At 36.0% G+C, this 19,963-nt stretch carries 18 protein-coding genes and 1 other RNA gene; 15 read left to right on the forward strand and 4 right to left on the reverse strand.

Annotated features, from left to right (window positions below):
* Window positions 1-7 precede the first annotated feature (7 nt).
* Window positions 8-619 carry a Holliday junction resolvase RecU gene (gene recU / locus H0173_RS11900; RefSeq protein ID WP_221846737.1) on the reverse strand — a complete coding sequence of 204 codons (612 nt, stop codon included), beginning with the start codon at window positions 617-619 and terminating at the stop codon, window positions 8-10.
* A gap of 116 nt (window positions 620-735) precedes the next feature.
* Here recU and H0173_RS11905 point away from each other — a divergent pair, with 116 nt between their 5' ends.
* From H0173_RS11905 to H0173_RS11915, 3 genes are all read left to right on the forward strand, one after another.
* Window positions 736-1,725, forward strand: coding sequence for a DUF2515 domain-containing protein (locus H0173_RS11905; RefSeq protein ID WP_260631149.1), 990 nt, complete (start codon window positions 736-738; stop codon window positions 1,723-1,725).
* A 380-nt stretch (window positions 1,726-2,105) separates the two neighbouring features.
* The gene (locus H0173_RS11910; protein WP_221846738.1) at window positions 2,106-2,384 is read left to right on the forward strand and encodes a hypothetical protein; all 279 of its coding nucleotides are present in this window, start codon (window positions 2,106-2,108) and stop codon (window positions 2,382-2,384) included.
* Window positions 2,385-2,465: 81 nt separating this feature from the next.
* Window positions 2,466-2,852, forward strand: coding sequence for a YppE family protein (locus tag H0173_RS11915; RefSeq protein WP_221846739.1), 387 nt, complete (start codon window positions 2,466-2,468; stop codon window positions 2,850-2,852).
* Between the two features lie 69 nt (window positions 2,853-2,921).
* On the opposite strand, the gene H0173_RS11920 is transcribed toward H0173_RS11915, so the two are convergent.
* Window positions 2,922-3,113 carry a YppF family protein gene (locus tag H0173_RS11920; protein ID WP_221846740.1) on the reverse strand — a complete coding sequence of 64 codons (192 nt, stop codon included), beginning with the start codon at window positions 3,111-3,113 and terminating at the stop codon, window positions 2,922-2,924.
* A gap of 276 nt (window positions 3,114-3,389) precedes the next feature.
* On the opposite strand from H0173_RS11920, the gene H0173_RS11925 reads away from it, so the two are divergent.
* The 3 genes from H0173_RS11925 (at window position 3,390) to H0173_RS11935 (ending at window position 7,561) form a co-directional block, all read left to right on the forward strand.
* On the forward strand, window positions 3,390-3,974 hold the full coding sequence (locus H0173_RS11925; RefSeq protein WP_260631150.1) for a YppG family protein: 585 nt from the start codon (window positions 3,390-3,392) through the stop codon (window positions 3,972-3,974).
* 322 nt (window positions 3,975-4,296) lie between these two features.
* Window positions 4,297-5,160, forward strand: coding sequence for an ABC transporter permease subunit (locus H0173_RS11930; RefSeq protein WP_221846741.1), 864 nt, complete (start codon window positions 4,297-4,299; stop codon window positions 5,158-5,160).
* Window positions 5,153-7,561: an ABC transporter permease subunit gene (locus H0173_RS11935; RefSeq protein ID WP_221846742.1), complete on the forward strand. Its 2,409-nt coding sequence runs from the start codon at window positions 5,153-5,155 to the stop codon at window positions 7,559-7,561. The genes H0173_RS11930 and H0173_RS11935 overlap by 8 nt, the downstream gene beginning before the upstream one ends.
* Window positions 7,562-7,590: 29 nt before the next feature.
* On the opposite strand, the gene H0173_RS11940 is transcribed toward H0173_RS11935, so the two are convergent.
* Window positions 7,591-8,058 carry an Hsp20 family protein gene (locus H0173_RS11940; protein ID WP_221846743.1) on the reverse strand — a complete coding sequence of 156 codons (468 nt, stop codon included), beginning with the start codon at window positions 8,056-8,058 and terminating at the stop codon, window positions 7,591-7,593.
* A 193-nt stretch (window positions 8,059-8,251) separates the two neighbouring features.
* Between H0173_RS11940 and hcp the strand changes: the two genes are divergently transcribed.
* Window positions 8,252-9,538: a hydroxylamine reductase gene (gene hcp / locus H0173_RS11945; RefSeq protein ID WP_221846744.1), complete on the forward strand. Its 1,287-nt coding sequence runs from the start codon at window positions 8,252-8,254 to the stop codon at window positions 9,536-9,538.
* 42 nt (window positions 9,539-9,580) lie between these two features.
* Here the strand turns inward: hcp and H0173_RS11950 are convergent, their stop codons facing one another.
* Complete coding sequence (locus H0173_RS11950) at window positions 9,581-10,273, reverse strand: Crp/Fnr family transcriptional regulator (RefSeq protein ID WP_221846745.1); 693 nt, start codon at window positions 10,271-10,273, stop codon at window positions 9,581-9,583.
* A gap of 207 nt (window positions 10,274-10,480) precedes the next feature.
* On the opposite strand from H0173_RS11950, the gene H0173_RS11955 reads away from it, so the two are divergent.
* The 8 genes from H0173_RS11955 (at window position 10,481) to H0173_RS11990 (ending at window position 19,871) form a co-directional block, all read left to right on the forward strand.
* Entirely contained in the window at window positions 10,481-12,781 is a 2,301-nt protein-coding gene (locus H0173_RS11955; RefSeq protein ID WP_221846746.1) for a DEAD/DEAH box helicase, read from the forward strand.
* On the forward strand, window positions 12,771-14,012 hold the full coding sequence (locus H0173_RS11960; RefSeq protein ID WP_221846747.1) for a ribonuclease H-like domain-containing protein: 1,242 nt from the start codon (window positions 12,771-12,773) through the stop codon (window positions 14,010-14,012). The genes H0173_RS11955 and H0173_RS11960 overlap by 11 nt, the downstream gene beginning before the upstream one ends.
* 568 nt (window positions 14,013-14,580) lie before the next feature.
* Window positions 14,581-14,925: a spore coat protein gene (locus H0173_RS11965; protein WP_221846748.1), complete on the forward strand. Its 345-nt coding sequence runs from the start codon at window positions 14,581-14,583 to the stop codon at window positions 14,923-14,925.
* A 130-nt stretch (window positions 14,926-15,055) separates the two neighbouring features.
* Window positions 15,056-15,616 carry an SLOG family protein gene (locus tag H0173_RS11970; protein ID WP_221846749.1) on the forward strand — a complete coding sequence of 187 codons (561 nt, stop codon included), beginning with the start codon at window positions 15,056-15,058 and terminating at the stop codon, window positions 15,614-15,616.
* A gap of 81 nt (window positions 15,617-15,697) precedes the next feature.
* Window positions 15,698-15,997, forward strand: a complete 300-nt coding sequence (gene gpsB / locus H0173_RS11975) for a cell division regulator GpsB (RefSeq protein WP_221846750.1) — start codon at window positions 15,698-15,700, stop codon at window positions 15,995-15,997.
* Between the two features lie 81 nt (window positions 15,998-16,078).
* Window positions 16,079-16,481: RNase P RNA component class B (rnpB, locus tag H0173_RS11980), an RNA gene on the forward strand.
* 213 nt (window positions 16,482-16,694) lie between these two features.
* Complete coding sequence (locus H0173_RS11985; RefSeq protein WP_221846751.1) at window positions 16,695-18,722, forward strand: sensor domain-containing protein; 2,028 nt, start codon at window positions 16,695-16,697, stop codon at window positions 18,720-18,722.
* Between the two features lie 9 nt (window positions 18,723-18,731).
* Window positions 18,732-19,871 (forward strand): THUMP domain-containing class I SAM-dependent RNA methyltransferase, encoded by a 1,140-nt coding sequence (locus H0173_RS11990; RefSeq protein WP_221846752.1) that lies wholly within the window; start codon window positions 18,732-18,734, stop codon window positions 19,869-19,871.
* Window positions 19,872-19,963: the final 92 nt, after the last annotated feature.

Raw genomic sequence — 19,963 nt, forward strand, 5'->3', positions numbered from 1 at the left:
AAACTAGTCATCCAAGGTTATAAAGATAATCGATTTTTTTAATATAGTCAATTCTCGGGTTAAATCCTAAAGGAATGTGGTAGCCATTCATTTCTATTTCTTCCTTCGTAATCGATTTTCTTCCGCCATCTTTCATTCGCTGCCAAAACATAAGCAAATGCTGAGCCTCAAGCAAATAAACCTCTTCTGTAGCTGAAAATCTTAATAGGACAAAACAAATCCCTTTCTGCTTAAGAATCGTTTCCATATGATTTATTTGGTGTTCGTGAAAATTTTTTAATGGAAATGAAGTAAGATTCTGTGTTTCCTTAGCTTCAAAATCGATATATTTCCCTTTATAAACGCCGTTATAGTCAGTAGTCGAAGCCTGTTTAAAATAGGCCTCCTTAATGACGGCAGCACTCCTTTTCGGATAATCCACCTGGACAATTTGCACTGGAGTCGGCTTTTTATGAATGGATGCAATTCCATTTGCTAAATAAAATTCATTTGTCTCGTTTATATCTTCCTCCAAAGTCATACCACGATTGCTGTAAGACCATTTCTTCTCATTATTAATTTTGCTCATTTCCCTTTGTACTGGTACATATTTCTTGCCGTTGGGGTAATGGAATTTCATAAGTGTCACCTCACAAGCTATTACTTATCATAACAAATCTTCGTAATGTTTGGTTGAATAAAAAGCACCGATTTGCAAATGTTAAGCCATATGCTTTTTTTGGAGGCAGAATACAAATGTTTTTTATGAAAAAAGAATCTTTAAACCACCTAAATATAGAAGAGCTGGAATTAATTCAAAAAATCAAACAATTAACAACTAAATATAATGCTGATAATATTTCTAGAACTAACGCCTACTTCCATTATTATAGACGGCACCCAGAAATTATTTGGTCATTTCTTGCAAGCATGGTATCACGAAATGCAGGCTGGAATATGTGCGACCTGGAAGGAAAATGGTTTCCGCAAATAATAAACAAAAAACTACGGAAGAAACTATTTTTAACATATGAGCGTGCCAATTGGCTCATTTTTCAAGATGCTTATCCACAGCTTTTGCTCTATCAATATTCGACGAAAAAGAATCGTCCAATGTTTCATTTATTAAGATATTTCCATGTTTCTTCGTTTATGGAAAAGGAATGGAATGTCTTTTGGGAACATAGACAAATAAAAAGGCTGATGATTTCACTAATCATAAATGAACAAAACATGATTGAGAATCCGGTCATACACCACCCTGTTTACAAAAAGAAAGTCTTTCAAACACCACATTTCATCCTTCAAGATTGGTTTCATTACAGCTCTGTTTTGTTTCCTACATGTGAAGGAGTGCTTTATGGAGCCAGTGTAAACGGCTTTAAATCGATAACGAAAAGGATTGATCTTGGCAAACGCCTTGCAGATATCTTATTTGATCAAGAGCTGTATCCTTCCTTTTATCATTTCGCAAAGAAAACTGTTCATACGGGTTCTAGATATGATTATGAATATTATTTTAAAAAAAGGCCACGAAGGACGACACCATTCCTACGCTGTACATACCCAATAATTAAACATCGTAGACATTATCAAGAAGATTGGTCAAAGAAAAAACGTTTGAAAAGAAAATGGCTAAGAGAGGAGGTAAAACATATTAACCCTTTTGATATTACAGAATGGTATTTGGATAAGCAGGCGCATATCCAACAGGTGATAACATTAATAAATATAGTGAAGGACTAAAAAAGGAAACCTCCAAAAATTGGATGATTTCCTTTTTTTATTTCCAAAACTCATTTATTAAGTTGAAGGACGATCTGGACCTTCTAGTTTTTTATTGCCGTATCCAGTTTTTGTTTCTTCCTGCTTTTTTGACCCGTTCTTTGAATGTTTTTCATTTTTATTCATAATAGGCACCTCCGTTATTTAGTGTGTTCAGTAAAAAGTATTCCATACGATGGAAAATGTCGAAAGGCAAACCAGCTCATTAAAAAAATCTACTTACTTTGACGAATCTCTTCTAGTTTTGTCAACCGTGAAGGAATGGATAAATAGAGGGCGAATAGAGTACAGCACAGAAATAAAATCTTATGTATTTTACGATAAATAAGGAGGGCAAATAAATGAAAAAGAATACGAACGCAAAAGAGGAATTAGTCAATATGCTATCGGAAATTTATCAGCAGCTTGAGGAATTAGAAAATGTTCTTGATTCTAACTTTTCTAGTATTCGTAATCATTGGCAAGATCAATATACAGATCAATTATCAGTGTGTGATAGTAAGTTGGATCTGCTCGAGAGGGAGACTATGCGTCAGGTAAACGGAAATAAACCAGCGGATAAGGAAACCTTTCAGCGTTCACCAGGCATTAAGCTTGAACTCGGATATAAATTACACTAAAATAAGGTCGATGATTAGTAGCTGGATACATTAGCTACTTTTATTTTTGCTAACATATAGCAACATGGAGCTGAAGAGCGAATGATTGATCAAAATGAGCTTATCTCATTGACGAATACATTATTAAATTATATTTCTGCGATGTCTGAACGATATGCAATGGCAAGAGAATCTGGAAAATCTGGTGACTTTTATGCAGAGGTTAAACCATTTGCAGATGAAGTGAAACAAATAAATGATGTGTGGAAGAGTAAAGCAGCAGATTGGATTGCAATTAATCGACCAAAAAACTTGTATATTCAACAGATTGAATCTACACATGAGCATATAGGAACAATATCTGTTCAGGCTTTTTTTCCTGAAACAAGCAAGACTAGGTTTATTAATCTTATTACATCCTCTATATACGTGCTAAATCAACTTCTTGAGGCATTAAAAGAAAAAATGAGCCCTCCCAGCTTACAATGAGAGACGAGAGGGCTGCTTATTAAAAATGTATCCAATAACTTGTACAGCATTTTTTATAAAATCTTTAGTCTATGTGCTTTTAAGGAAATCTGGAACCTCTGCTCCTTGAGCTTCTAGTTCACGAACAAGCTTACGATAATCGGTAATACAAATATCGTTATGAATATAAGCCTTCTTCGTAAAATCAAGTAATTCGTTTACATTTTCAGGACTATAATTCCGCATTTGAAGAAATTTCATTGTAAGTTCGTGAACATTCATGCAAATTTCCCTCCCTATTAATTCTTTCGTTTTTGCTGATTCTCACAAGCAAAAAACGAAAACTTACTGCACATATTTTCATTTCTTTTTAAATATCCTATCATAAAAACTTTGCTGTTCTATATTTTTAAAATTTTTAGACTTCCGACATGTTTCTTCATTCTTAGACAATTTGTAAACGTTTCCAACTTACTCACAATATGGGCTGAACGATCATAAAATATGTAGTAATGATTTCCTTGTTATATTGTCAACAGAAAGAGGAGGATGTTCCCCATGTTTGGCCGAAAAGGAAATAGAGCCAATCTTCATAGAAGTCAATATTACCCGCCTTACCTAACCCAAATGGAATTCGGAATGAACCAAAACAATTGGAGGCAGATGCAGCATCCTTATTATCCAACTCCTTCAGGGAATATGGGATCCTTCAATAGTCCTTATTACCAGCCATTTTCATTTGGAAGTGAGAATATGTACCCCAATGCTTATCCAAATCAACCAATACAAGGGTATGTGCCAAACCAATATCCAATGGGCGGTTACCCGATACAGCAGCAGGGTATGCAGGGGAAAAACAATTATTCACAAAGCATTTTTCAAAACCCATTAGATCCGGAAACAGGCCAGCAACTCTCAAACTCTCAACATCCATATTATTCAAATTCAATGATGAACCCATATCCTAAGCAGTCATTTATTCCGAAACAGACGTCAAATGTTCAATCCATATTAAATTCATTTAAATCACAAGACGGCTCAATCGATTTCAATAAAATGATGAATACGGCAGGGCAAATGATGAATGCTGTTAATCAAGTATCTACGCTTGTAAAAGGGTTAGGCGGGATTATAAAGGTATAATAATTTAATTGCAAAGCTGTGTTAATGCATGCTGTTAATATTTAAGACTTGTTGATTGGAACGGAAGGTGCGAGACTCCTGCGGGAAAAGCGTGTCTAAAGGAGACCCCACAGGAGCGATAGCGACGAGGAGGCTCCTGGACCGCCCGCGGAAAGCGAGCTCCTGCAGCGGAAATCAACAACAACTTTTAACAGAGCCGATTGCAAAATAAGGTATTCGCCATTTTTTCTGAGCGAATACCTTTTTCTTGTCCAAAAAAGTTATTGACAGTAAATAGAAAAAAGTGAAAAAATAGAGAAATGAAAATAAATGGAGGATGCATATGTTAAGATCTTTACAGCAAATAGTTATTATTTTCCTCTTAATACTTGCGCTAGCTGCCATTCCAATGATAATCCAAGTGAACCCGCTTGAACACAGGTTAGAATGGAAGCTCGAAAGATTACCTAAGATTTATGGAGATTTTATTAGTGAAATTAGTAAAGGCAGTCTAGGAACCTATAAGTTAGGAACACAGCGCAGAGAGATTGCAGGGGACATAGAAGGTAACTTTTTTAACAGCTTGAAGATAATGGTGATCGGGGTGAATGTTTCCATTATCATTAGTCTTATTTTTGGTATCTTTGTTAGCCGCTTTCGATTGACAAAATTTTTTAATCTTGTGTTAAACATCTTTGCAGCCATACCTGATTTTATATTAATTATTATGTCTTTAATTGCTGCTGTTAAAATTTATAAAATGACAGGAGTACGAATTATATCCTTACGTCCAGATGCAGGGGCACTAAATCTATGGTTTCCTACAATACTAGTTGGTATTGCACCTACGTTGTACATGTTTAAACTCGTGACAGTTAAATATGTGCAAACGAGCAGCGAAGACTATATTAAAACGGCAGTAGCGAAGGGGTTAAGGTTAAACTATATTAATTTCCAGCATATTTATAAAAATATCGAGCCTTTTATTAAGGCTGAGTTAATCAAGGTCATTTCCTTGGCAATTGGAAACCTTTTTATTATCGAATATATTATGAATGTTTCTGGAATTACTAAATTTATTTTCCAAAGCAATGAAATTCAGCCAATTGCCATTGGGCTGTTTTCGATGCTAATTATTTCAGGAATTGTTTATGTATCTATTAGACTGGGACTTTATCTTTTTAAACGAGGATTTATACATGAATAAACTATTAAACTTCAATTATTCTTTATATATAGGAACCTTTTTTGTAGGGGTTGTACTTTTCCTTTGTATTTTTGGTCCAATGATGGCCCCACATTACCTAACAGAAATGCTGGAAACTCAATATATAAATGGTAAGATATTAGCGCCGCCATTAGCTCCTTTTAAAAATGAAAGCTATCTTTTAGGGACTGATAGATGGGGATATGATTTAATGTCGATGATCCTTTATGGAATTCGATATACAGTATTCGTCAGCATCACTGTTACAATTATTAAAATGCTGTTTGGAACAGTTCTTGGCTTATATGTAGGCACTTGGAAGAAAGCACCGGGATTTATCGGGGCTTTTGAGAATGCTTGGAGTTATATTCCACTATTCCTAATTTTATATTTTTTTATGAGTCCAATTAGCTTTAATAGTTATTTACACAGTAGCACGCTTATAGGATATTTTATCATCATAGCATCGATTATCAGCATACCAAGTATCGTATCTTCAGTGAGACAGAAAACAGCTGAACTGTATAAATCTGTATATATTGAAGCTGCAAATGTTCTCGGGGCAGGCAGGAATCGCTTAATTTGGAAGCATATTTTTCCCCAATTGAAAGAAACGCTTTTAGTCATGTTTATTATGGAAATTGTTTATGTCATTACGATTATGGGTCAGCTTTCTCTCATGAATATTTTTATTGGAGGGACAACGGTTAGATTCGATCCCCTAATTTACCTATCTGTTTCGAAGGAAATATCTGGATTAGTTGGACAAGCACGGGGGAATATTTATGGAAACACTCATATACTTATAATCCCTTTAATCGTTCTTTTATTTACGACCATTTCGTTTAGTTTATTGGCAAACGGGCTGAAAAACCGATTTCAGGCTAATTACGCAAGAACACCTTGGATTAATACAGGACAAGCACAGAGGATTAAGCCGAAGAGAAAACAATATAACATTAAAAGTAAGCGTTTTCTTCCCACGGGTGAAAAACTGGCTTTTTTGGTGCTTTTTGTGTTGTTTATCGGGGCTGGAATATATGTGACGGCCACAAAAGATAATGATATTGGTGTGAAAAATTACAGTGAAGCCTCTTATAATATTGATTTAGAAATGAATCAAAAGGGAGATTTCCGTACTGAGGCAAATATTAATATCAAAAATAAATCAAATGACCAATGGGATGAGCTCGTTTTCTACCTAATCCCAAATGCATTTAAAAAAGGTCACTCCTTCCAATCAGTTAAAGGATATTCAACTGTGGAAATTAAGGATATAAACGTTAACGGACAAAAGGCGCAGTACAGTTTAGAAAAAGATACGTTAAAAATCAATTTGCCGTCTAAAATGCAGGGTAATAAGAAACATAAAGTAAAAATTGTTTATGAATTTACAGTTCCTGAAGAAGGGTACCGATTTTCAAAGGAAAAAGAAAACTATTATTTAGCTCAATGGTATCCTATGCTGGCAACCTTTCAAAATGGGAAATGGAACAAAGCGGATTATGATGTAGGAATGGAGACTTTCCATACAGACTTCTCTAATTTCAAAGTTACGTATAGTATTCCAAAAGGATACGAGCTTGTTTCTTCTGCAGATAACGACGCACTGGCTAAAGAAAGTAAAGGTGAGCTTAAAGTAAAAAAAGTGAGAGACTTTTTCATTGCCATTATGAAGGATATGGAAACACATGAAACGATGGCTAATGACGGAGTCAAAATTCGCTTGTTTACGAAAACAGACCACAATAAAAATATTCAAGAAACCTTGCTGTTGGCAAAAGATGCATTAAGCTTTTATCAGGAGAAAATCGGAGAATATCCGCACAAACAATTGGATGTTATTCTGGATAATGGTCCGTTTATGGAGTATTCCGGGGTTGTAACGATTAATCCTTACTATGATGATCATTTCTTTTACCGGAACGCAATTGTTCACGAAATAGCCCATCAATATTTTTATGGAGTAGTGGCAAGTGATCAATTCAATCAAGCATGGGTGGATGAAGGAATAACGGAATTTGCTACCTCTATGTTTTTCTATGCTGGTAAGAATCAAACGAAATATGAGGCTTTTAGCATTCCGAAATTCAGAATGAAGCTGATTGAAGATGCGGATCCTCCAATTGGAAGGCAGTACTCAAATGTACCATTAGACAAAGTAAAAAATACAGGCTTTATTTATGGACAGCCTGCAGTTGAAATGTTAAAAATGATGGAGGATAAGTATAGGGGGAAGGGAAAAGACGATAAAGAAGTGAGTATGGAATTCCTTTCAAGCTACTATAATCAGTTCCGCTATAAAGAAGTAAATACGCAAGAATTTATTCGCTTTACCAAAAATTATTTTAGCGTTCCAACTGGTTATTTTAATAAATGGCTCGATACTTCACAAAGATAAACAAGCAGTTTTCTAGACTGCTTGTTTTTTTATTCCATGTCAACGATACTAATTTGTTTTCCTTTTTGTTTAGGTATCCGAATCTTGAGAAGTCCATTTTGGTATGTGGCTTTAACCTTGCTTTCTATTATAGGCTGCGGGAGAGGGATAGTTCTGCTTGTTCTTTGCATAGATTGTCGCTTCTTAATAATATTCTGGTTATCGTCCTCCTCAGTGTATAATTCATTTGATTGGACAGATATAGTGACATAATTATCAAGTACATCCAGTTGAATTTGTTCCCGTTTAATTCCAGGGAGTTCTGCGGTAATAATATGTTCTTCCGATGTTTCACGGACATCAACGTGAAAAGGCGAATGAAAAGGAAATGGATTCTTGAAAAACTCATCCATTGTTTGTAGAAAACCTCTTACAGGCTTTTCGTTAAAAAATAGATTCATCGTCTTCATTAAATCTCCAACTTGCTCATTTTTCCCCTTTTTGTTTTGATTACTCATTTTTTCAGCCCCCTCATATGATTTAGCCACAATATCCTATGACATATGCTAGGTTAATGTTCTTGTTTATTCATTTATTTAAAGTTTTTGAACAATTAATGACATATGTACTGAGCGTGATTAGCGTCACACTAAGTATGTAAATTTGACGATATGCTTAATTTACATTCAAAAAGAATAGGGGAGATCAAATATGTTTTGCTACCAATGTGAACAAACGCCAAGCGGGGGATGTAAGGTAATAGGAGTTTGTGGAAAAGATGAAACGATCGCAAGCTTACAGGATACGATTATTTTCGGCTTAAAGGGGATTGCTGCATATCGTACACATGCTAATCAGCTTGGGGTTACAGATCCGTTTGTGGATGCAACTACTCATGAAGCACTATACTTAACGCTAACAAACTCAAATTTTAATGTTCAGGAACATATTGATATGGCACTGAAGGTAGGAAGATCAGCTGTAAAAGTAATGGAAATACTTGATGAAGCTCACACGAAAAGATTGGGCATTCCACAGCCAATTCGTGTTTCACAAAATAAAATTGAAGGTAAATGCATCATTGTGACTGGTCATAATTTATTCGCTCTCGAAGAACTGTTAAAGCAAACAGAGGGAAAAGGGATTAATATTTACACACATTCTGAGATGCTTCCTGCACATGGATATCCGGAATTAAAAAAATATGCGCATTTAAAAGGCAATATTGGGAAAGCGTGGTATGACCAGCGCCGATTATTCGAAAAGTTTCCTGGAGCCATTTTAGCGACTACTAACTGTGTCATGCCAATAAAAGGTTCATATGCAGACAGAATGTTCAGTTATGAAGTGGCAGGCTTGGAAAATGTTCGAAAAATCGAGAATGATGATTTTACTCCGCTCATTAATCGAGCACTTGGGCTGCCAAAGGCAAATATCGATTCTGATGAGACATTGCTGACAGGCTTCCATCATGAAACAGTTATTGGTCTTGCACCAGAAGTGATTGCAGCTGTAAAAGAAGGAAAAATTAAACGGTTTTTCGTAATTGCAGGCTGCGATGCACCAGGAAAAGGCGGTGAGTATTACCGTGAACTAGCCACTTCTTTACCTCCCGAAACGGTAATCCTTACAACGTCTTGTGGAAAATTCCGCTTTAATGATGTGGATTATGGATTTGTACCTGGAACAGAAATCCCACGTTATATTGATTTAGGTCAATGTAATAATTCAGGCTCAACAGTAAAAATAGCTAAGGCACTAGCTGACGCGTTCGAATGTGAAATCAATGAGCTTCCAGTGAGCATCGTCCTTTCATGGTTTGAACAAAAGGCAGTTGCTATTTTATTAGGGTTATTTAGCTTAGGAATTAAAGACATTCGGATTGGGCCAAAGGCTCCTGAATTTATTTCTGAAGGGGTTATGAATGTACTTCAGGATACATTCAATTTAAAATTAATTGGAAATGCCCAAGATGATCTTAAAGAAATGCTTCAGTAATACAAAAAGAAGAATCACATCATAGTGATTCTTCTTCCTTTTTTATAGGATTTCTTCTAATAAAGATTTTGGATCAATAATAATATTACCGGCTGAATCTGTTTCAATTAATTCGTCCTTCTTCAGCTTTGTTAATGTCCTGCTGACGGTTTCTCTTGTTGTACCGATCATATTGGCAAGGTCTTTGTTTGTAAACTCAGATTTTAAAAGATATAAACCATTGTCCATTTTCTGGCCGTGTATTCTTGCCAGCCGAACGAGGAGCTTAATTATTTGTTCATACGTATTATTCAATATTTGGGATTCAAGCCGTTCTTGCAAATCAACAATTTTTTCTCCAAGTACCTTAAAAACTTTTATACATAACTCAGGATTGTCTATTAAAATTTTCTCAAATGCATCGATAGGAACAACAACTAGATTAGAATCCTCCAGTACTTCTGCAAAAGCAGGGTATCCTCCCTTTCGAAAAAAGCCTACATGGGGGAACATTTCTCCTTTTTTTGCAATGGCTACGATTTGCTCTCTGCCATTTAGATCACTTTTATAAATTTTAATTCGACCGCTCTGAATAAAATAAACATTTTCTAACGGATCATCCTGCATGAACACATGACTGCCTTTTTTCCATATTCTTGAGATTGAAATATTGACAATATTATTAATTTCAGAATCACTATGCTCTTTAAAGAGAGTGAACTGGGAAAGCATATTCTTAATGTCTATCTGATTCATTTAATCACCTCTAAAGTAAACCAATTGTAAAAAAGTTATTGATTATTTTTAATGAAATAACGTTACTAATATTGTAACAAAAAAGGCACACAAAAAATGCTTGCTCTCTCTGGAAGAATTTGAACATTTTTTGAAGGTATGAAAAGCCAAATATCGCTTTAAAAACGAACGCTTATTCGCTAGAATGATAGATATGAGGTGAATGTGATGAAAGTACGGAGAAGCTTGCAAGACTTAATGAAGGAAATGAAAGACTCAGAGCCCTTTAAGCAGAATATCGTTCATTGGCATACGATTGAAGAGAAAGAGGCAAAGGTAGAAAGTCTGCCAATAAATATTAGCACTGAGCTTAAAGGCGCATTACAAAAGAGAGGGATTACAAATCTTTATACCCATCAAAGATCAGCATATGAAACGGCTATGAAGGGGAAAAGCCTTGTCGCAGTCACACCAACTGCATCCGGAAAAACGCTTTGCTATAATCTGCCTGTTCTGCAAACGATTATTAACAATCCTCATGCAAGAGCGCTTTATATGTTTCCGACAAAAGCCCTTGCTCAAGACCAAAAAAGTGAAATCAATGAGATTATTAATGAAACTGGATTAGATATAAATAGCTATACATATGATGGTGATACTCCTGCGAATATTCGCCAGAAAGTTCGAAGAGCCGGACATGTTGTCATTACAAATCCGGACATGCTGCATTCAGCGATCTTGCCGCACCATACAAAATGGGTATCGCTCTTTGAAAATTTGAAGTTTGTTATTATCGATGAACTACATATCTATCGGGGTGTTTTTGGAAGTCATGTGGCAAATGTGATCCGAAGATTAAGAAGGATTTGCCGGTTTTATGGAAGTGATCCTATTTTCATTTGTACATCGGCTACGATTGCCAATCCTTTGGAGCTTGCAGAAAAATTAACGGAAAAACCGGTAGAACTAATTGATAACAATGGAGCTCCAAGCGGGAGAAAGCATTTTGTCTTTTACAATCCGCCAATTGTTAATAAACCATTAAATATTAGAAGAAGTTCAACTTTAGAAGCAAGAAAGCTAGCTTCGATTTTGCTGGAAAATAAAGTTCAGACTATTATTTTTGCCAGAAGCCGGGTTAGGGTTGAAATTCTATTAACTTATTTACAGGAGCTAGTGAAGCATAAATTAGGTCCTAAAGCAATCCGTGGCTATCGTGGGGGGTATTTGCCAACGGAAAGGCGGGAAATCGAAAGAGGGTTGCGCTCAGGAGAAATTTATGGAGTAGTTAGTACGAATGCTCTTGAGCTAGGGGTTGATATTGGCCAGCTTCAAGTATGTATTATGAATGGGTTTCCGGGAACAATTGCTAGCTCATGGCAGCAGGCAGGACGTGCTGGCCGCCGGCATGATGAGTCACTTGTCATTATGGTTGCGAGCAGCAGCCCAATTGATCAGTATGTTATTCAAAATCCAGATTATTTCTTTGAACGAAGCCCTGAAACTGCAAGAATCCAGCCAGATAATTTAATTATTTTAATCGATCATATGAAATGTGCAGCTTTTGAGCTTCCATTTCATGCTGGTGAACGTTTTGGGTCTTTTGAGACAGAAGAAGTGCTTGAATATTTAGTGGAGGAAAGGGTCCTATTTCAAAATGGCGTTAAATATTATTGGATGAATGATTCATTTCCTGCTCATAATATTAGTTTGCGGTCAGCTTCCCAAGAAAATGTCGTCATTATTGATCAATCTGATGTTGCCAATGTAAAGGTAATTGGTGAAATGGACCAATTTTCTGCGATGACCCTGCTCCATGAAGAGGCAATTTATCTGCATCAGGGAAGGCAGTTTCAAGTGGAGATACTTGATTGGGAAGAGAAAAAAGCTTTTGTTCGGGAAGTAGATGTTGATTATTTCACAGATGCCAATCTTGCGGTAGAACTGAAAGTAATCCAGCAGGATAAGCAGCGATTCCTTTCTGCGGGAGAAATTGGTTATGGTGATGTCAGTGTAGTGGCAATGGCCACAATTTTTAAGAAAATAAAGTTTGAAACGCACGAGAATATTGGTTCAGGGCCGATTACGCTTCCGGAGGCTGAACTTCATACAAGCTCGACTTGGTTTTCGATGAATGATACCCTTTTTTCAGACAATAAGGAGCGGTTAGAGCAGGGGCTTATAGGTTCAGCTCATGCTTTAAGGCATATTGCTCCATTATTTGTAATGTGTGACCCTCAGGATATTCATGTTGTTCCGCAGGTGAAAGCTGCCCATAATGAAAAACCGACAATTTTCTTCTATGACCGATATCCAGGCGGTGTTGGTTTAAGTGAAAAGATTTACGAAGGATTCGAACATGTATTGAAGGAAGCATTAGGAATGGTCCGCAAATGTCAATGCGAGCAAGGATGTCCTTCTTGTATTGGAACAGACACGTCATCTGAGACAGCCAAATCTGATGTCATAAAAATATTGTCTAGCTTTATTTCTAATAGAGAAACTAGTGGTGAAAAGTATGTCCATTAAAAATAAACTAAATCGTTTAAAACCGCATTTATCACACGAGAGTAAAAATATTGTTCAAATAAACATGGAACAAGTTGAACTGGAGGATTTTCCTTATCGCGAAGTGTGGGAACAAAATGGAGTTTTACCATATTATTTTGATGGAGATTTTTGCTTGATAAGAGAAAAGGAATATTCGATTTACGAAAAACATGGGCACTATGCATTTGCTCAATTTTACGATGCAGTGGAAGAATGGAATTCTGCTAATTTTCAACATCCGCTTTCAGCTGCAGGACATCAGCCAGAGCATTTCTTTTTCTTTGATACAGAGACAACCGGTTTGGGAGGAAGCGGAAATTTGATTTTTATTCTTGGGTCTGCTAGCTTTAAAGGAGATAAGGTTCATTTAAAGCAGCATATTCTTCCGCATCCTGGGGCGGAGGTTCCATTATATAAAAGCTTTCTTGAGAGTGTTGATTATAAAACAATGGCTACCTATAATGGGAAATCATTTGATTGGCCGCAAGTAAAAACACGGCATACATTGATCCGAGATCAAGTGCCGAAGCTGCCCCCATTCGGACATTTTGATTTGTATCATGCATCAAGGCGGATGTGGAAGCATAAATTAGAGCGGCTAAAGCTTTCAATTGTAGAAAAAGAAGTGTTAGGCGTTGAAAGAAAAGATGATCTTCCAGGATATCTTGCACCGATGATCTATTTTGATTATGTACAATCAAAAAATCCTGAGGGAATGATCGGGATTTTAAAGCATAATGAATTAGATATTTTGTCTTTAATTAGTTTATATACTCATCTTTCTTTTCAAATATTAGGGATGGACGTGGAACAGACAGAAAAAGAGCGGTTTGAAGTAGGCCGATGGTTTTCGCAAATAGGAGAATCTGCTTCAGCGAAGAAGACGTTCTCTGAAATTTCTGAAGGAACAAGTCTTGATGCTTTATTAGCCAAACATGCTCTTGCTTTTGAATATAAAAAGCAAAAAAAATGGACGGAAGCGGCCAGCCTTTGGGCTGATGTAGCTGAAAAAGGCGAGGCTCCTAGGAATCTTGAAGCTAGTATTGAACTTGCTAAAATATATGAACACCGGGAAATGGATATAAAAAAAGCTCTCCAGTATACAACCTTGGCACAATCCATTTATCACGAGGATCCTACGTTTCAAAGCAAAGATTTAAATTCAGAAATCTTAATAAGACTAGAAAGACTGAATAAGAAATTAAAGTAATTATAATGGAATTCACAAAGTTTTCATAAATAGCTAATTTCTAAAAGAATGTTGCTTTTTTACAATATTAAAAGCACAGAGTGGATTGGAGCGGAAGGCACTCGACTCCTGCGGGAAGTAGAGGAAAGGTCGAGACCCCGCAGAAGGAACGGCGAGGAGGCTCGACTTCCTCCCCGCGGAAAGCAAGTACCTGTAGCGGAAAGGAACGGTTCAAATTTTTCGAAAACAGCCTAAAAATTAATGAAATACCCACTAATTTCCTAGTTGTCTGCAAATTGAAATACCTGTAAAATGTGTAATTGTGCAGATTTTATTTAGGGAATAGAGTGAGGCAGATACCATGTATAAAGCAATATTATTTATGTTTTTTTTCGTTGTATTATTTGTAGCAATTGTTTTCTCTAACCTAAAAGATAGTGTTTATAGTTTGTTCTAAAATGAATAAATATTTAGGCACAAGTACATTATTAAGAAAAAACGATAAATTAGGTTTTTTCATTAGTACAAGATACCTTTCTTCTACATAGGCTGTTAATGTAAATAAAACATGAAGAAAGGGGATCTTTAAATGTACTGTGGACCAAGACCTACAAATGTATTACCGGCAATCGTTCATCCGACAAAATGCTGTGTAAATCATACTTTCCAGAATAATATTGTGCCACATATTCATCCTAGTCATACTACTACTGTAAACCATATTAATTTTGAGCATGTTCATTCCTTCCCGCACACTCAATCTGTTGTGAATGAAGTGACAAATCAACAGTTTGTAGCACCGCCGGGGCCGGGAGTTGTTCCTGCTCCAGGATTTGGAGCACCAGGGTTTGGTGCACCAGTAGCAGGAGCTGCTCCTCCTTATGGTGTACCTGGACCAGGATTTGGAGCTGGACCATTTTTTAGGAAAAAATAGGATATAATATGACAAGAGCATATTTATTATGCTCTTGTTTTTTATATAATTCCTGCCATAATTATTGTATTATTTAATGAGATAAAATTTCTTCAATTTTCTTAGAAATTTTATTTAAGAAGGGTTTAAAATGTCTAAAGTTGTAATTATTTCTGGTTATAAACCATATGAATTAGGGATATTCAAACATGATGACCCAGCTGTCCATTATATAAAAAAAGCCATTCGTAATCACCTATTAGCATTATTAGAAGAAGGGCTTGAATGGGTCATGATCAGCGGCCAGCTAGGTACAGAATTATGGTCAGCAGAGGTGGTTTTTGATCTTCAGGCTGAAGGATATCATCTTCAGCTAGCAGTTGTGACTCCTTTTTTAAATCAGGAGGAATCTTGGAAGGAAGAAAATAAAGAATACTATGAATTTGTTTTGGCACAAGCTGATTTTGTTGATTCAGTTTCAAGAAAACCATATGAAAAGCCATGGCAATTTCGCTTGAAAAATCAATTCTTTATTAATAAAAGTGATGTTCTTCTATTGTTTTATGATACAGAGAAAGAAGGAAGCCCTAAATACCTTTATGAAGAGGCTAAAAAGCGCTCAGAGATGAGTAAATATGAAATTAGACTGGTTAGTTTTGATGATTTACAAGCAATTGTTGAGGAAGAACAAATGAAATTCAATGATTATTAATAATTCGTTCTAAAGAAAATTGACAAAAATACTTATCTTTGAAAAAATAGAAATGATGATGGTGAACTTTGAGGTGATATCATGTTATCCGATAAAGTGAAATTAACGGCTAAAGATATTTTGGAAAAAGAATTTAAAACGGCAATGCGAGGATACAAACCTGAAGAGGTAGATAAATTTCTAGATTGGGTTATAAAGGACTATGAAACCTTCCATCAAGAAATTGAAGAGCTTCAGCAGGAAAATATGAGATTAAGAAAGCAGCTTGAAGAATCATCAAGACGACCAGCTACACAAACGGCAGGAACAACGAATTTTGATATTCTTAAAAGGCTGTCTAATTTAGAAAAGCATGTATTTGGAAGTAAATTGTACGATTGACAAATATTTTCTTAATTTCAAATTGAAATCCATTGCTATTCAGCTGAAAGTTACATATAATAACTTTTGTGATCATTAATAGCGTTCGGGTAATCGCTGCAATGAGCTTATAGCAAATTGTAGAGGAAAGTCCATGCTCGCACAGGCTGAGATGCTTGTAGTGTTCGTGCCTAGCCAATAAATAAGCTAGGGCAGTTAGGCAGATGCTTACATTTGCTTGGCTGACGGCAGGGAAAATGCCTAAGTCCTTTTGGATATGGCATGACTACCTTGAAAGTGCCACAGTGACGGAGCCTTTTCAGAAATGAAAAGGGTGGAACGAGGTAAACCCCGCGAGCGAGAAACCCAAATTATGGTAGGGGCACTTTCTCTGAGGAATTCAACGAGGAGAAGGACAGGTTAAACCTGTAGATAGATGATTACCACCTGAGTACGAGACCTAGGGTCGTATGCAGTACAAAGGCACAAAACATGGCTTACAGAACGTTATTAGTGAGATGAATGAATGAAACTGATGCTCTCCTTTTAGAGGAGAGCTTTTCTTTTTTTATAAATATGAAGATTTTTTGACTTGCTCTAATGATTGATTACATATAGTTTTCTGCAAATCTTGTATATTCTGGTGAATAAATATATGATAAAAATGCGATTGGAAAAACAATATCAATGAAAATTTCTGGTGTTAAGGAAGAGAAAAATGACATTATCAGAGATCGTAATCAGGAGTATAGATGAAGGAGTAATCATTTTAAACAAAGATTTTAATATCTTGTCATTAAATCCAAAGGCTAATGCCTCTACTGGATTACAAGAGGATGAAGCCATTGGCGGCAGTTTGCTTAGTTTCTTTCATGAAGTGGAAATATTCCAAGCTATTTTTAGCTATCTGGAGATGAAGAGCAAGTGGGAAGGCGAGGCTCGATTAGTTAGAAAAAATGGAGATATTTTTCCCGCTTCTTTGACAGTTCAGTTATTGAATGAAGGAGATGATGTAAAATATCTCGTTATATTTAAAGATTTGACCTTTGAAAGAATGTCAAAAAATAAAATGGAATTAGCAGAAAAGGTTCTTGAAAATACAAGTGAAGGTGTTATGGTTACAGACCAGAATGCCAGAATTCTTTCAGTAAACCCTGCCTTTGAAATTGTAACTGGATTTAATGTTGAAGAAGTGATAGGGAAAAATCCAAATATTCTTCAATCAGGCATTCATGATAGCCAGTTCTATAAAAATATGTGGAAAGAAATTTATGAAAAGGGGCAATGGAAAGGTGAAATTTGGAATAAACGCAAAAATGGCGATGTCTTTCTAGAATGGATTACAATAAGTTGTATTAAAGATGAACAAGGGTTCATTACCAATTTTGTTGCTGTTTTTTCTGATATTACAGATAGGAAGCACGCAGAGGATCAATTAAGATATTTAGCTCATTATGATTCATTAACAGGTGTAGCTAATCGCTATAGTTTAAATAAGCGTTTGGAAGGATTAATTTATACCGCTAAAAAATATAATCAGATTTTAGCTGTTCTCTTTCTGGATTTAGATCGTTTCAAGCAAATTAATGATACACTTGGTCATAATTATGGAGACTTGCTTCTGAAAAATGTTTCCGCTAGATTAAAAGGGCTATTGAAAAATAAAGATATGATTGCCCGTCTTGGCGGTGATGAATTTGTAATCGTTTTGCCAAACCTTAAGCATCCTAAGGAAGCAGTAAGAATTGCGGAAACGATAATAGATGCTTTAACAAGGCCATTTCTTCTTGATAAGCAGGAAGTGTATATATCAACAAGCATTGGGATCAGTTTATTTCCTCTTGATGGCACTGACATTGAAACATTATTAAGAAACGCAGATAAAGCGATGTATGAGGCGAAAAATGCGGGTAGAAATCAATTTGAGCTCTATCATACACAGATGCATCATAACGAATCAAGACAAATGATGTTAGAAAATTATTTGCGTAAAGCTATAGACCGAAACGAATTATTTCTTGTTTATCATCCTATTATTGATTCACAAACAAATAAAGTTGTCAGCGTTGAGGCTTTAGTCAGATGGAAACAAGAAAAGCTTGGACTGATACCGCCTTCCGAATTTATTCCTCTTGCAGAAGAATCAGGATTAATCATGCCCATTAGTGAATGGATTATTCAAAAAGCGTGTGAAGACTTAAAAACTCTTCATTTACATGGGCATAATAAGATAAGAATGGGCATTAATATATCGGCGATTCATTTCAATCAAGTTAATTTTGTAAAGTCAATTAGTGAGATTTTACAAACAACTAATGTGAATTCTACTTATCTGGATTTTGAATTAACAGAGAGTATGATCATGCCTAAAGCAGATGAAACAGTTGATAGGCTTGTTAAACTTAAGCAACTTGGGCTAAAATTATCAATAGATGATTTTGGTACAGGCTATTCTTCCTTAAGCTATTTAAATCGTTTTCCCCTCGATACTTTGAAAATCGATCAAAGCTTTATTAATGGAATATCCTCTTATAAGGAAGACTGCTCTATTGTCCAGGCCATCATTACGATGGCACATCGATTGCATTTGAAGGTAGTTGCCGAAGGGGTAGAAAACAAAAAGCAATTTGAATTTCTGAAGAATGAAAATTGTGATTTTATACAGGGATATTATATTTCTAAACCAATCCCTTTACACAAGCTATTAACATTTTTTGATAACTGGAATACGGAAATATTAAAGTAGGGTGAATTTATGACAAAATATGACATTATCGCAACATCGGCAATGGGATTAGAAGCACTCGTTGCAAAAGAAGTACGCGCACTTGGATATGATTGTGAAGTTGAAAACGGCAGAATTACATATAAAGGAGATGCTCTTGCGATTGCAAGATCGAATTTGTGGCTTAGAACAGCTGATCGTGTTCGTATAAAGGTTGGAGAATTCAAAGCCACAACGTTTGATGAGTTATTTGAAAAAACAAAGGCACTGCCTTGGGAAAAGTTCTTGTCAGAAGATGCAGAGTTTCCTGTAACAGGGAAATCTGTAAAGTCGAAACTTTTTAGTGTACCAGATTGCCAGGCGATCGTGAAAAAGGCAATTGTAGAAAGAATGCGGACTCATTACAAAAAAACGGGCTGGTTTGATGAAAATGGCCCATTATTTAAGATTGAAGTAGCCATCCATAAAGATGTTGCCCTGTTAACAATCGATGCGAGCGGAAGCGGTTTGCATAAACGCGGTTATCGTGCCGAACAAGGTGAGGCTCCTTTAAAGGAAACGCTGGCAGCTGCACTAGTAATGCTGACCAATTGGACACCCGATAAACCGTTTGTCGATCCTTTTTGCGGGTCTGGAACAATTCCTATCGAAGCGGCCATGATTGGACAAAATATCGCACCAGGCTTCAATCGTGAATTTATTTCTGAGGCATGGGCATGGGTGCCTGAGAGTGTTTGGGATGAGGCTAGAACAGAGGCTGAAGATTTAGCGAAATATGATCAAGAAATTGATATTACGGGAACTGACATTGACCATCGAATGGTGAAAATAGCCCAAGAGAATGCATTTGAAGCTGGATTTGGCGAGTTAATCAATTTTAAACAAATGCAAGTAAAGGATTTTACGACCAATAAAGAGTATGGTGTGATCGTTGGAAATCCTCCATACGGTGAAAGATTAGGGGATAAGCCTACCGTTCAAAAAATGTATGAGGAAATGGGCAAGGCTCTTGCAGAGCTTGATACATGGTCCATTTATATTCTTACGTCAGATGAAGAATTTGAAAAATGTTTTGGAAAACAAGCGACAAAGAAACGCAAATTATTCAATGGGTTTATTAAAACGGACTACTATCAATATTGGGGCAAAAGACCTCCAAAGGTAAAGTGAAATTCCCCTTAAAAGTAAAATAAATACAATTATTAGATATTTGGAAATGATTCTCGAGAAGCATAACACCTACAGTCCTTGAATACAATATG

Origin of the sequence: Bacillus sp. S/N-304-OC-R1 (genome assembly GCF_019749375.1) — a bacterium.
In the GTDB taxonomy this organism is placed as follows: domain Bacteria; phylum Bacillota; class Bacilli; order Bacillales; family Cytobacillaceae; genus Cytobacillus.